The sequence below is a fragment of the Micromonospora sp. NPDC005257 genome (genome assembly GCF_042872445.1).
Classification (GTDB): domain Bacteria; phylum Actinomycetota; class Actinomycetes; order Mycobacteriales; family Micromonosporaceae; genus Micromonospora.
The window spans coordinates 24682-38506 of record NZ_JBIAKL010000013.1; the positions used below are offsets into that span (position 1 = coordinate 24682).

The following is a 13825-nucleotide window of genomic DNA, read 5'->3' on the forward strand; positions in this document are numbered from 1 at the left end:
CCGGCAGGCCGGGTGACCGGCCCGGACCCGCCCGCGGGCACGCCGGCCGGCGTTACTCCGCTGCGGGCAGCGGGGCGAACAGGTCCACGCCGTTGCCGTCCGGGTCGTGCAGGACCGCGTACCGCTGGCCCCAGAACGCGTCCCACGGCGGCAGCTCACCGTGATGCCCGGCGCCGGTCAGCTCGGCGTACCAGCGGTCCACCTCGGCCGGGTCGGCGCACCGGAAGGCCAGGCTCATCCGGTTGTTGCCGCCGGACGGGTCGAACTCGGGATGGAAGCTGCGGATCACCTCGACCGTGTCCCAGGCCAGCCGTACGCCGTTCGGCAGGGTGACCTCGACGTGCCCTTCCGTCTCGGCGCCGGCCGGGATCGGCAGGCCGAGCCGCCGGTAGAAGTCGAGCGTGCGGGCCATGTCGGTGACCACGGCCCCGATCAGATCGAACTGCGGTGTCATGCCGGCCACGGTAGGCGTGCCGGGCCGGCCCGTCTTGAACGGATCGGACGGGGGACGAGTGGCCGGTGTGGCCGCGCGCCCGGTCGCCGAGCCGTTACCGTGAGGGACAAGTCCGGCTTTGAGCAATAAAGCTCGCATACCGGGCATGCACTGACGACCGGCGACGGAAGGAAAGCAGCCGTGACGCATCTGGCCTACCTGGACGCGGGATCCGGCAGTCTCATCGTGCAGGCGGTGGTCGGCGGGGTGGCCGGGGTGGCGGTGGCCGCCAAGCTCTACTGGCGCCGGCTGACGTCCCGGTTCCGGCGTCAGCCCACCGACCAGGGCCCGGCGGCGTGACGATCCCCGACACCGGCGTCCGGGTCGACCCCGGCTCCTTCCGCGACCCCGGCAACCGGGTGTTCCACCGGGGCGAGGAGGTGCTGCGCGGGCTCGACGAGCGCTCCACCCGCGACTGGCGGGCGCTCTCGGTCACCGACTTCTTCCGGCGGGCCACCGCCCGGGGGCAGATCGTCGGCACCGAGGAGCTGACCCCGACCCCGGTCGACGCGCCCTGGACCGCCGTGCTGCGGCACGAGCGGATCCCGTTCGTCTCGCACCCCTACGAGTGGTCGGCCGCGATGCTGCGCGACGCGGCGTTGCTGCACCTGGACGTGCTGCGGGCCGCCCTCGAGGCCGGCTTCACCACGAAGGACGGCTCGGCGTACAACGTGCAGTGGCGCGGCGCCCGGCCGGTCTTCATCGACGTCGGCTCGTTCGAGGCGCTGCGCGACGGCGAACCCTGGGCCGGCTACCGGCAGTTCTGCCAGACGCTGCTCTACCCGCTGCTGATCCAGGCCCACCTGGGGCTGGACTTCCAGCCGTTCCTGCGCGCCCGCGTCGACGGCGTCGAACCGGACCAGATGCGCCGGCTGTTCGGCGGCGCCCGGCGCTGGCGGGCCGGCGTGCCCACCCACGTGCACCTGCACGGCGCCATGCAGGCCCGCAACTCCACCGCGAGCACCACCGACGTCCGCGCCCAGTTGCGCGCCGCCGGGTTCTCCCGCGAGCTGGCCCTGGCCACGGTACGCGGACTGGCGAAACTCGTCCGCCGGCTGGACCACCGGCCCGGCGACAGCCACTGGTCGGACTACCAGCGCACCTGCGCGTACTCGGTGCCGGACCGGCAGGCCAAGGAGGAGTTCGTCGACCGGGCGGTGGCCGCCACCGGGCCCGGTTCGGCGCTGGACCTGGGCGCCAACGACGGCCGGTACGCCCGCATCGCCGCCCGGCACGCCGCGCACGTCGTCGCCGTCGAGCAGGACCCGGGCGTGGTCGACACGCTCTACCGTGCGCTGCGCGACGAGGGCGAGACACGGATCCTGCCGCTGGTGATGGACCTGGCCGACCCGTCGCCCGGCGGCGGCTGGCGCGGCGTCGAGCGGGCCGCGTTCGCCGAGCGGGCCCGCGCGGACACCGTCCTGGCCCTGGCCGTCGTGCACCACCTGGCGATCGGGCGCAACGTGCCGCTGCCCGAGGTGCTGGACCAGCTCACCGCGCTCACCGCCACCGGCGGCAGCCTGGTGGTCGAGTTCGTCCACCCGGACGACCCGATGGCCCGCCGGCTGCTGGCCAACAGGCCCGACGGGCTGTTCCCCGACTACCGGCGCGACGCCTTCGAGGCGCTGCTGGCCCGCCGGGGCCGGGTGGTCGCCCGGACCGAGCTGCCCTCCGGCACCCGCACGCTCTACCAGGTGGTGGTGGGTGACTGAGGACACCCTGGCGCCACCCCGGGACCGGGCGTCCGTCCCGCAACGGCGGGAGCGCCGGCCGTGGTGGCGGGCCGAGGCGGCGCGGCTGGCCGAGGTGGCGGCCCTGGTCGGGCTGGTGGTCACCCAGCCGCTGCTCGACGTGCTCGGCCGCAGCCCCGATTTCTTCCTGTTCCACCGCGCCTCCCGGGCCGACGTGCTGCTGCTGGTCGCCCTGGTCGCGCTCGTGCCGACCATGCCGTTCGCGCTGCTCGGCGCGCTCACCGTGCCCGCCGGACGGGTCACCCGGGCCGCCGCGCACACCGCGTTCGTGGGGCTGCTGCTCGCCGCGCTGGCGGTCCAGGTCGGCCGGCACCTGACGCCGCTGCGGGGCGTACCCCTGCTGGTCGTCGCCGGTGTGGCCGGGGCCGCGGGGGCGGCCGCGCACCGGCGGTGGCGGGCGCCCCGGCGGGTGCTGCGGGTGGCCGCGACCGGTCCGCTGGTGTTCGTCGGGTTGTTCCTGTTCGCTTCGCCGGCCTCGGCGGTGGTGCTGCCCCGCGGCGACGGCGGCGCCGCCGGTGTGGCCGGCGCGGGCGCGCACCCGCCGGTGGTCATGATCGTGCTGGACGAGCTGCCGCTGGTGTCCCTGCTCGGCCCGGACGGCCGGATCGACGCCGCCCGCTACCCGAACTTCGCCGCGCTGGCCGGCGGGTCGACGTGGTACCGCAACGCGACGGGCGTCAGCGGCTGGACACCATACGCGCTGCCCGCGATGCTCACCGGGCGCTACCCGGGGCGGGGGGTGGCGCCGCACTACTCGCAGTACCCGGACAACCTGTTCACCGCGCTGGGCGGCCTCTACCGGATCAAGGCCGAGGAGAGCATCACCCGGCTCTGCCCGCCCAGCCGCTGTGAGCAGGCCACCACCCCCGAGCAGGGGCTCGGAGCGCTGGTCCGGGAGAGCGGCAGGCTGCTCGGGCGGATCGCCGCGCCGGTGGACAGCCGGATCGATCCGGAGGACTCCTACCGCGAGCGGACCGCCGCCGAGGCCGGGCTGGACGCCGCCGAGCCGGTGCCGGACGACCCGAAGTTCCGCTGGGACACGCTCGACGACAACCAGCCGGCCCGGTTCACCTCCTTCCTGGCCGGGCTGCGCCCCGACACCCGGCCCACGCTGCACTTCCTGCATCTGCTGATGCCGCACTCGCCGTGGGCGTACCTGCCGTCCGGGGCGCACTACGCGGCGCCGGAGGACCTGCCCAACGACGGCGCCGGCTGGGTCGACCTGGCCCGCGCCCGGCACCTGGCCCAGCTCGGCTACACCGACCGGCTGATCGGCGAGACACTGCGGACGCTGCGCGCCACCGGCCTCTACGACAAGGCGCTGGTGGTGGTCACCGCCGACCACGGCGTCAGCTTCCGCCGGGACTGGCAGGGGCGGGGGATCGACGCCATCGACCACGCGGCGAACGAGGTGGCCTGGGTGCCGATGTTCGTCAAGGAGCCCGGCCAGCGCGCCGGGCGGGTGGACGACCGCAACTGGGAGCACGTCGACCTGCTGCCCACCATCGCCGACGAGACGCACATGCGGGTGCCGTGGCGGATGGACGGCCGGTCGGCGAAGGCGGCCCCGCGCGAGCGGGCGGACAAGCGCTTCTACGACCGCCCCGGCCAGCCGGTCACCATCGCCGGCGGGGTGCCCGCCCCGATTGCGCCGGTTCCCGCCGACCCGCTCGTCGGGACCCGGGTCGGGGACATCCCGGTGGGCGGGTCCGCCACGGTGGCGAACCGGGAGGCGTTCGACGCTGTCGACCCGGCCCGTGGCGGGCTGCCGGCGCTGGTCTGGGGCACCGTGCCGGACGACGTGCCGGACGGGGCCCGGCTGGCCGTCGCGGTCAACGGCACCGTCGGCGCGGTGGTGCCGGTGGTGCCGCCGGACGCCGGTGGGCGGCGGTTCGCCGCGTTGCTCGCCGACGACCGTCTGTTCGCCGCCGGAACCAACCGGCTCGACCTCTACCGGGTCGGTGACGACGGGGCGCTTCGGCGGCTCACGCTGTCGTGACGGGTCTCCCGAACATGCCCGTGGTCGCGCTCCCATCCGGTTTCCACCCCGCCTGGCCGGGAAACAGGTGACGCACACCTCACCCTGAAACCATGACGAGCGGTGTTCTCCGCGCCGTGATTACGGTAGAAGCGAAGGCAATTCAACGAAGATCTTGCCGGCGAAGCGAGGAACAGATGACGGAAGTCAAGCTCGACCACCCCGGTGGGCAGCTGTCGATGCCGGTGCAGTCCGCGGTTGAGGGCCCCGCCGGGATCGGGGTGAGCAAGCTGCTCAAGGAAACCGGGATGACCACGTACGACCCCGGTTTCGTGAACACCGCATCCTGCTCGTCCGGGATCACCTACATCGACGGTGACGCCGGCATCCTGCGGTACCGGGGTTACCCGATCGACCAGCTGGCGGAGAAGTCCTCCTTCCTGGAGGTCTCCTACCTGCTGATCTACGGTGAGCTGCCGTCCCAGACGCAGCTCACCGAGTTCAGTGAGCGGATCCGGCGGCACTCGCTGCTGCACGAGGAGATGCGCCGCTTCTTCGACGGCTTCCCCCGTGACGCGCACCCGATGGCCGTGCTCTCCTCGGCCGTCAGCGCCATCTCGACGTTCTACCAGGACAGCCTGGACCCGTTCGACTCCGAGCACGTGGAGATGTCCACGGTGCGCCTGATGGCGAAGGTCCCGACCATCGCCTCGTACGCGTACAAGAAGTCGATCGGGCAGCCGCTGCTGTACCCGGACAACTCGCTGGGCTACGTCGAGAACTTCCTGCGCATGACGTTCGGCGTGCCGGCCGAGCCGTACGAGGTCGACCCCGTGGTGGCCCGGGTGCTGGACATGCTGTTCATCCTGCACGCCGACCACGAGCAGAACTGCTCCACGTCGACGGTGCGGCTGGTCGGCTCCAGCAACGCCAACCTGTTCGCCTCGGTCTCGGCCGGCGTGAACGCGCTGTTCGGCCCGCTGCACGGCGGCGCCAACCAGGCCGTGCTGGAGATGCTCCAGAAGATCCAGGCCGACGGCGGCGACGTCCGCTCCTTCGTGCAGAAGGTGAAGGACAAGCAGGACGGCGTGAAGCTGATGGGCTTCGGGCACCGGGTCTACAAGAACTACGACCCGCGCGCCGCCATCGTGAAGAAGGCCGCCCAGGACGTGCTCGGCCGGATGGCCAAGCCGGACCCGCTGCTGGACCTCGCGGTGCAGCTCGAGGAGATCGCCCTCGCCGACGACTTCTTCGTGTCCCGGCGGCTCTACCCGAACGTGGACTTCTACACCGGCCTGATCTACAAGGCCATGGGCTTCCCGACGAAGATGTTCACGGTGCTGTTCGCGCTCGGCCGGCTGCCCGGCTGGATCGCGCAGTGGCGCGAGATGATCAACGACCCGGAGACGAAGATCGGCCGCCCGCGGCAGATCTACACCGGCGCCGCCGAGCGGGACTACGTCCCCGCCGCCCAGCGCTGACGCTGTCCCTCGGGAACGGCCGCCGGCACGGAACCGGCGGCCGTTCCCGTTCGCCCGCCGCCAACGAGGGTCGATCGTGCGCACCGGGGTGCGGGGCGTTATGAAGGGGCCATTCCCTACCGCAGGCCGGCGGCGGTGAGGAGGTTGCCCTCGGGGAGGGCGGGCACGGTGTGGCCGTGTGCCATGCGGTGCTGGGCGCGGGCGGCGGTGAACGCCGGGTCGCCGGCGATGGCGGCGGCGTACGCGGCGGCCGTGCGGGATGCGATGCCCGCCCAGCCGTACTGCTCGTGCACCATGACGCGGGCCCGCCGGGCGAGCGCGCGGGCCCGGTCCCGGTCGGACAGCAGCGTGTGCACCGCCTCGGCCAGCCCGTCCGGGTCGTGCGGGGCGAACGTCATCCCGGTGACGCCCGGCTCGACGATCTCGGCCAGCCCGCCGGTACGGGCGACGGCGAGCGGCGCGCCCGCGGCGGCCCCCTCCAGCGCCACCATGCCGAACGGCTCGTAGATGCTGGGCACCGCGAAGCAGTCCGAGGCGGCCATCACCGCGGGCAGGTCGGTGCCGCCGAGGAACCCGGGCATGCTGACCGTGTCGCCCAGCCCGAGGCGGTGCACCTCGGCCTCCAGGTCGGCCTTGTACGGCCCGTCGCCGACGATCACCGCGCGCAGGCCCGGGTGCCTGTCGCGCAGCCGGGGCAGCCCGGCCAGCAGGTGCTGCACGCCCTTCTCGTACACCAGCCGACCGGCGAACGTCACCAGCGGGCCGTCGGCGGCGAACCGGGCCCGCGCGGCGGCGACCGCCGAGGCGGGCACCCGCCAGCGGTGCGGCTCGACGCCGTTGGGCACCACGTCCACCCGGGCGGCGTCCACCCCGAACAGCGCGCCCACCTCGTCGCGCATGTAGCCGGAGCAGACGATCACCCGGCCGGACTCGCCGGCCAGCCAGTGCTCGACGCCGTGGATGGTGCGGTTCATCTCCTCCGGCAGCCAGCCCTGGTGCCGGCCCGCCTCGGTGGCGTGGATGGTGGTCACCAGCGGCACGTCCAGGTGCTCGCGCAGCGTCATCGCGGTGTGTGCGACGAGCCAGTCGTGGGCGTGGATCACGTCGTACGAGCCGGACTCGGTGGCCCGCAGGGCGGCCCTGGTGAGGGTGTGGTTGAACGCCATCGTCCAGGCCAGCAGCGAGCCGGTGGCGAGGGGGAAGGTGACCGGGTCCTCGGCGGCGCGGACGACGCGCACGCCGTCGGCGTACTCCTCGAGGGGTGCGCCGTCGGCGTGGCGGGTGACGACGGTGACCTCGTGCCCGGCGGCGGCCAGGGCGACCGACAGCGCGTGGACGTGGCGGCCGAGCCCACCGACGAGCACCGGCGGGTACTCCCACGACAGCATCAGGATGCGCCGGGTCCGGGGCGCGGATCCGGTCGGCGAGGGGGGCGCCGGGCGGGAGGTGAGGGTGGGCCGGTGGAGCCGGTCCGCCGCGGTGGCGGGCTGAGCGCCCACCCGCAGAGTGGTCACGTGGATCTCCGTCCATGCATGGTGAGGCACGCCGGCTTCGGTGGCGGCGTCGAGCGATGGTGAGGGGTGGCCGAACGGCCGGGCGGGCCCGCGCGGGCGCAGGTTCGGATCCAGGAAAGTCCATCCGCGGCCGGCGCGCATCTCGAAAGGGGTGATCGTGACGGATGACACCCGAACGTCTTTCCGTTCTCAGGAGGGTGGATTCGGCTACGGTCCGAACGGATGGATTGGCCGTGGCGACGACTGGGCATCACCGGCGTGCGCATCGGCGGCCCCCTGTCCGGTGCGCTCACGATCATGGGCCGAAGGAGCGACATGCAGGTCTGGCCGGGCGAGAGCTACCCCCTCGGCGCCACGTACGACGGGATGGGCACCAACTTCGCGATCTTCTCCGAGGTGGCGGAGAGGATCGAGCTGTGCCTGTTCGACGAGTGGGACATCGGCACCGAGCGCCGGGTCGAGCTGCGTGAGGTCGACGCGTACGTCTGGCACGCCTACATCCCCGGTGTCGAGCCCGGCCAGCGCTACGGCTACCGGGTGCACGGGCCGTGGAACCCGGCCGAAGGCCTGCGCTGCAACCCGCACAAGCTGCTGCTGGACCCGTACGCGAAGGCGGTCGACGGGGAGATCACCTGGCACCCGTCGGTCTACGACTACGAGGTCGGCGGCGACCCCGACCGGATGAACACCGAGGACTCGGCGCCGTACATGCCGAAGTCGGTGGTGGTGAACCCGTACTTCGACTGGGGCAACGACCGGCCGCCGCGCACCCCGTACCACCACTCCGTGATCTACGAGGCGCACGTGCGCGGGCTGACCATGCGCCACCCGGGCATCCCGGAGGAACTGCGCGGCACGTACGCGGCGATCGCCTCCCCGGTGATGATCGAGCACTTCAAGCGGCTCGGCGTGACGGCGGTGGAGCTGATGCCGGTGCACGAGTTCGTGCACGACCACCGCCTGGCCGACCTGGGGCTGCGCAACTACTGGGGCTACAACACCATCGGCTTCTTCGCCCCGCACCACGGCTACTCCGCGCTGGGCCGCCTCGGCCAGCAGGTGCAGGAGTTCCGGGGCATGGTCAAGGCGCTGCACGCGGCAGGCATCGAGGTCATCCTCGACGTGGTCTACAACCACACCGCCGAGGGCAACCACCTCGGGCCGTCGCTGAGTTTCAAGGGCATCGACACGCCCAGCTACTACCGGCTCTCCGAGTCCGATCGGCGCTACTTCGTCGACTACACCGGCACCGGCAACAGCCTCAACGTCCGCAGCCCGCACTCGCTGCAACTGATCATGGATTCGCTGCGTTACTGGGTGACCGAGATGCACGTCGACGGCTTCCGGTTCGACCTGGCCGCCACGCTGGCCCGCGAGTTCTACGAGGTGGACCGCCTGTCCACGTTCTTCGAGGTGGTGCAGCAGGACCCGGTCGTCGGCCGGGTCAAGCTCATCGCCGAACCGTGGGACGTCGGCCCCGGCGGCTACCAGGTCGGCAACTTCCCGCCGCAGTGGACCGAGTGGAACGGCAAGTACCGCGACACCGTCCGCGACTTCTGGCGCGGCGAGCCCGCCACGCTCGCCGAGTTCGCCTCCCGCATCTCCGGCTCGGCCGACCTCTACCAGGACGACGGCCGCCGGCCGTTCCACAGCATCAACTTCGTCACCTGCCACGACGGGTTCACGCTGGCCGACCTGGTCTCCTACAACGACAAGCACAACGAGGCGAACGGCGAGGACAACCGGGACGGGGAGAGTCACAACCGGTCCTGGAACTGCGGCGTCGAGGGGGAGACCGACAACCCGGGCGTACGCGCGCTGCGGGCCCGGCAACGGCGCAACTTCCTGGCCACGCTGATGCTGTCCCAGGGCGTGCCGATGCTCGGCCACGGCGACGAGCTGGGCCGCACCCAGCGCGGCAACAACAACGCCTACTGCCAGGACAGCGAGCTCGCCTGGGTCGACTGGGACCGGGCCGACGACGATTTGCTGGACTTCGTCCGCCGGCTCACCGAGTTCCGCAACCGCCACCAGGTGTTCCGCCGCCGCCGGTTCTTCACCGGTCTGCCGGTGGGCGGCCGGGCCGCCGGCACCGCGCTGCCCGACCTGGCCTGGTACACCCCGGACGGCCGGGAGATGACCGGCGAGGACTGGGGCAACGACTTCGGCCGCTCGGTGGCCCTGTTCGTCAACGGCGACGGCATCGGCGAGCGCGGCCAGTACGGCCAGCGTCACCGGGACGACTCGTTCCTGCTGCTGTTCAACGCGCACGACGCGCCGCTGGACTTCACGCTGCCCGGCGAGGAGTTCGGCAACCGGTGGGAGATGGTGATCAGCACCGCGGAACCGGATCCGGAGAAGACGACGCTCCTCGAGGCGGGCGGCACCGTCTGCGTGCCGGACCGCTCGCTGCTGGTCCTGGAGAGGACGGCCTGACCGATGCCCGACACCCCTCGCTCGACCTACCGGGTCCAGGTGCGGCCCGGCTTCGACCTGGACACCACCGCCGAGCTGACGGGCTACCTCGCCGCGCTCGGCGTCACCCACCTCTACACTGCGCCGCTGCTCACCGCCACCCCCGGCTCCACGCACGGCTACGACGTGGTCGACCACCGCGCGGTCAACCCGCAGCTCGGCGGCGAGGCCGCCCGGGCGCGCCTGGTCCGGGCGCTGCGCGCGGCCGGGCTCGGCCTGGTCGTGGACATCGTGCCCAACCACGCCGGGGTGGTCCGCCCCGAGGCCAACCCGGCCTGGTGGGACGTGCTGCGGCGGGGACGCGACTCGGCGTACGCGCGCTGGTTCGACATCGACTGGGACCGCGGCCGGCTGCTGCTGCCGGTGCTCGCCGACACCGCCGACGCGCTCGACGACCTGAAGCTCGTCGACGGGGAGCTGCGCTACCACGAGCACCGCTTCCCGCTCGCCGACGGCACCGGCGAGGGCACCCCCCGCCAGGTGCACGACCGGCAGCACTACGAGCTGGTGAACTGGCGGCGCGGCGACGCCGAACTGACGTACCGCCGGTTCTTCGCCGTGTCCGACCTGGCCGGCCTGCGGGTGGAGGACCCGGAGGTGTTCGACGCCACCCACGCGGAGATCCTGCGCTGGGCCGGCGCGGGCGAGGTCGACGGCATCCGCGTCGACCACCCGGACGGGCTGCGCGACCCGGCCGGCTACCTGGCCCGGCTGCGCGCCGCCGCGCCCGAGAGCTGGCTGGTGGTGGAGAAGATCCTGGAGTACGGCGAGGACCTGCCGGACTGGCCGGTCGACGGCACCACCGGCTACGACGCGCTGGCCGCCGTGTCCGGGCTGTTCGTCGACCCGGACGCCGAGGCGGACTTCACCGCGCTGGACGGGCGGCTCACCGGGCGGCACACCTCCTGGCCGGACCTGACGCACGCCACCAAACTGGAGGCCGCCACCCGGCTGCTCGCCGCCGAGTTGACCCGGCTGGCCGCGCTCGTGCCCGAACTGCCCGGTGAGCAGGTCCGCGCCGCCCTGGCCGAGCTGGCCGCGTGCTTCCCGGTCTACCGCGGCTATCCGCCCGAGGGGGCCCGGCACCTGGCCGCCGCCCGCAGCGAGGCCGGCCGCCGCCGCCCCGACCTGACCGGCGTGCTGGACGCGGTCACCGCCCGGCTGCGCGACCCCGGCCATGAGCTGGCCGCCCGGTTCCCGCAGCTCACCGGAGCGGTGATGGCGAAGGGCGTGGAGGACACGGCGTACTACCGGTGGAGCCGGTTCGTCGCCCTCAACGAGGTCGGCGGCAGCCCGGCCCACTTCGGCGTGCCCCCGGCCGAGCTGCACCGCTTCGCCGCCGCCCGGCACGTGCGCTGGCCGGCGAGCATGACCGCGCTCTCCACCCACGACACCAAACGCGGCGAGGACGTCCGCGCCCGCCTCGCGGTGCTGTCCGAGCTGCCCGGCCGCTGGGCCGAGCGGGTCGCCGACTGGATGTCCCGGGCGCCGCTGGCCGACCCGGCGCTGGCCCACCTGCTCTGGCAGACCGCCGTCGGGGCGTGGCCGATCGATCGGGACCGGCTGCACGGGTACGCCGAGAAGGCCGCCCGGGAGGCGTCGGTCACCACGAGCTGGGCCGACCCGGACCCGGTCTTCGAGCACGAGCTGCACGCCCTCGTCGACCGGATGTACGACGACCCGGAGCTGCACGCGCAGATCACCGCGTTCGCCGCCGAGATCACCCCGCCCGGCTGGTCGAACGCGCTCGGGCAGAAGCTGGTGCAGCTCGCCATGCCCGGTGTGCCGGACGTCTACCAGGGCACCGAGCTGTGGGAGAACTCGCTCGTCGACCCGGACAACCGGCGGCCGGTCGACTTCGCCGTACGCCGGGACGTGCTGGCCCGGCTCGACGCCGGATGGCGGCCCGCGGTGGCCGACGACGGCGCGGCCAAGCTGCTCGTGGTGTCCCGGACGCTGCGGCTGCGCCGTGACCGCCCGGACCTGTTCGGCGGCTACCGGCCGGTGCCGGCGCGGGGCCCGGCCGCCGCGCACGCGGTGGCCTTCGACCGGGGTGGCGCGGTCGCGGTGGCGACCCGGCTGCCGCTGCGGCTGGCCCGCTCCGGCGGCTGGCGGGACACGACCGTGCCACTTCCCGTTCACGACTGCACCGACTTGTTCACCGGGCGGGTCTACAGTGGTACTGAGCTGCTCCTGGATGATCTGCTGAGCACCTATCCCGTCGCCCTCCTCGCACCCACCGACTCTGTGGAGGCCGCCGCATGACCGAGTTCACGGTGTGGGCGCCCGAGGCCGCGCAGGTGCGGCTGCGCCTGCCCGGCGTCGCCGACCACGCGATGCGTCAGGGGCCGGACGGCTGGTGGCGGGTCGAGGTGCCCGACGCCGGGCCCGGCACCGACTACGCGTTCCTGCTCGACGACGACGACCAGGCCCTGCCCGACCCTCGCTCGGCCTGGCAGCCGGCCGGGGTGCACGGGCCCAGCCGGCTCTACGACCACGCCGCGTTCGCCTGGACCGACGCCGCCTGGACCGGCCGGCAACTACCCGGCAGCGTGCTGTACGAGCTGCACGTCGGCACGTTCACCCCGGAGGGCACCTTCGACGGGGCGATCGCGAAGCTCGACCACCTGGTCGACCTCGGCGTCGACCTGGTCGAGCTGCTGCCGGTGAACGCGTTCAACGGCGAGTACAACTGGGGCTACGACGGCGTCTGCTGGTACGCCCCGCACGAGCCGTACGGCGGCCCGGACGGCCTGAAACGGTTCGTCGACGCCGCCCACGCCAAAGGGCTGGGGGTGATCCTCGACGTCGTCTACAACCATTTCGGGCCCTCCGGGGCCTACGCGCCGCGATTCGCGCCGTACCTCACCGAGCAGAGCAACACCTGGGGCCGCACCGTCAACCTGGACGGCCCGCACTCCGACGGGGTGCGCCGCTACATCGCCGACAGCGTGCTGGGCTGGCTGCGCGACTACCACGTCGACGGGCTCCGGCTGGACGCCGTGCACGCCATGCCGGACGGCCGGGCCGTGCACTGGCTGGAGGAGGTCGCCGCCGAGGTGGAGGCGCTGTCGACGCACCTCGGGCGGCCGCTGTCGCTGATCGCCGAGAGCGACCTCAACGACCCGCGCCTGATCACGCCCCGCGAGGCGGGCGGATACGGCCTGCACGCCCAGTGGAACGACGACGCCCACCACGCGCTGCACACGCTGCTCACCGGCGAGCGGCAGGGCTACTACGGCGACTTCGGCTCCCTGGAGTGCCTCACCGACGTGCTGACCGGCGGGTTCTTCCACGCCGGCACCTGGTCCAGCTTCCGGGGCCGCAGCCACGGCCGCCCGGTCGACAGGCAGCGCACGCCCGGCCACCGCTTCGTGGCGTACCTGCAGAACCACGACCAGATCGGCAACCGGGCCACCGGCGACCGGATCTCCGCCACCCTGTCACCCGGCCTGCTGCGGGTGGGCGCGACGCTGCTGATGACCGCGCCGTTCACGCCGATGCTGTTCATGGGGGAGGAGTGGGCGGCCACCACGCCGTGGCAGTTCTTCACCAGCCATCCCGAGCCGGAACTGGCCGTGGCGGTGGCGACCGGCCGTCGGCGGGAGTTCGCCGACCACGGCTGGGCCACCGACGACGTGCCCGACCCGCAGGACCCGCAGACGTTCCTGCGGTCCCGGCTGGACTGGGCCGAGCTGGACAAACCCGAACATCGCGAGACGTACGACCTCTACCGGCGGCTGATCGCGCTGCGCCGCTCCCGGGCCGACCTGTCCGACCCCCGGCTGGACCGGGTCGACATCCGGCACGGCGACCGGTTCCTGGTGATGCGGCGCGGCGACACGCTCGTGGTGGCGAACCTGGCCGGCCGGGCGCAGCGGATCAGCCTGCCCGGTGTGGTACGCCGCGTGCTGCTCACCACCTCCGAGGGCGTCACCGTCATGCGCGACGGCATCGAGCTGCCCCCGGAGTCGGCCGCCGTCGCGGCGCTCTGACGGCCCGCGCGGTTGCCCCGGCCTGCGCCCCTGCGTGCGTCGATCTTGGACAGGTGGCGCCTCGAATGTCGTCGATGTCGGGTTGGTGAACCACCACAGCTCCAAGATCGGCGAAGGAGCGGTGAGTTCGCCGCCGCA

At 73.1% G+C, this 13825-nt stretch carries 9 protein-coding genes; 7 read left to right on the top strand and 2 right to left on the bottom strand.

The window, feature by feature from the left end; translation table 11 throughout:
* Nucleotides 1-52 precede the first annotated feature (52 nt).
* On the bottom strand, nt 53-454 hold the full coding sequence (locus ACFYO8_RS24725) for a VOC family protein (protein ID WP_354871786.1): 402 nt from the start codon (nt 452-454) through the stop codon (nt 53-55).
* A gap of 180 nt (nt 455-634) precedes the next feature.
* Between ACFYO8_RS24725 and ACFYO8_RS24730 the strand changes: the two genes are divergently transcribed.
* From ACFYO8_RS24730 to ACFYO8_RS24745, 4 genes are all read left to right on the top strand, one after another.
* Nucleotides 635-793, top strand: coding sequence for a hypothetical protein (locus ACFYO8_RS24730; RefSeq protein WP_354871788.1), 159 nt, complete (start codon nt 635-637; stop codon nt 791-793).
* Complete coding sequence (locus tag ACFYO8_RS24735) at nt 790-2205, top strand: methyltransferase domain-containing protein (RefSeq protein ID WP_354871790.1); 1416 nt, start codon at nt 790-792, stop codon at nt 2203-2205. Before ACFYO8_RS24730 ends, ACFYO8_RS24735 begins: the two co-directional genes overlap by 4 nt.
* 7 nt (nt 2206-2212) lie before the next feature.
* Nucleotides 2213-4243, top strand: a complete 2031-nt coding sequence (locus ACFYO8_RS24740; RefSeq protein WP_354872110.1) for a sulfatase-like hydrolase/transferase — start codon at nt 2213-2215, stop codon at nt 4241-4243.
* A gap of 176 nt (nt 4244-4419) precedes the next feature.
* Nucleotides 4420-5703, top strand: a complete 1284-nt coding sequence (locus ACFYO8_RS24745) for a citrate synthase (RefSeq protein WP_354871793.1) — start codon at nt 4420-4422, stop codon at nt 5701-5703.
* 116 nt (nt 5704-5819) lie between these two features.
* On the opposite strand, the gene ACFYO8_RS24750 is transcribed toward ACFYO8_RS24745, so the two are convergent.
* A complete protein-coding gene (locus tag ACFYO8_RS24750; protein ID WP_354871795.1) occupies nt 5820-7217 on the bottom strand; it encodes a glycosyltransferase family 4 protein in 1398 nt (465 codons plus the stop codon).
* A 315-nt stretch (nt 7218-7532) separates the two neighbouring features.
* On the opposite strand from ACFYO8_RS24750, the gene glgX reads away from it, so the two are divergent.
* From glgX to treZ, 3 genes are read left to right on the top strand one after another with little or no spacing between them, the layout of a single operon-like run.
* Nucleotides 7533-9653: a glycogen debranching protein GlgX gene (gene glgX, locus ACFYO8_RS24755; RefSeq protein ID WP_355096599.1), complete on the top strand. Its 2121-nt coding sequence runs from the start codon at nt 7533-7535 to the stop codon at nt 9651-9653.
* Nucleotides 9654-9656: 3 nt separating this feature from the next.
* Complete coding sequence (gene treY / locus ACFYO8_RS24760; RefSeq protein ID WP_387257600.1) at nt 9657-11957, top strand: malto-oligosyltrehalose synthase; 2301 nt, start codon at nt 9657-9659, stop codon at nt 11955-11957.
* Entirely contained in the window at nt 11954-13687 is a 1734-nt protein-coding gene (gene treZ, locus ACFYO8_RS24765; RefSeq protein WP_355096357.1) for a malto-oligosyltrehalose trehalohydrolase, read from the top strand. Before treY ends, treZ begins: the two co-directional genes overlap by 4 nt.
* Nucleotides 13688-13825: the final 138 nt, after the last annotated feature.

What these genes read in the sequence shown, in the direction of transcription:
- treY (WP_387257600.1), top strand. Translation starts at nt 9,657, where the DNA reads ATGCCCGACACCCCTCGCTCGACCTACCGGGTCCAGGTGCGGCCCGGC.
- ACFYO8_RS24745 (WP_354871793.1), top strand. Translation starts at nt 4,420, where the DNA reads ATGACGGAAGTCAAGCTCGACCACCCCGGTGGGCAGCTGTCGATGCCG.
- ACFYO8_RS24725 (WP_354871786.1), bottom strand. Translation starts at nt 454, where the DNA reads ATGACACCGCAGTTCGATCTGATCGGGGCCGTGGTCACCGACATGGCC.
- glgX (WP_355096599.1), top strand. Translation starts at nt 7,533, where the DNA reads ATGCAGGTCTGGCCGGGCGAGAGCTACCCCCTCGGCGCCACGTACGAC.
- treZ (WP_355096357.1), top strand. Translation starts at nt 11,954, where the DNA reads ATGACCGAGTTCACGGTGTGGGCGCCCGAGGCCGCGCAGGTGCGGCTG.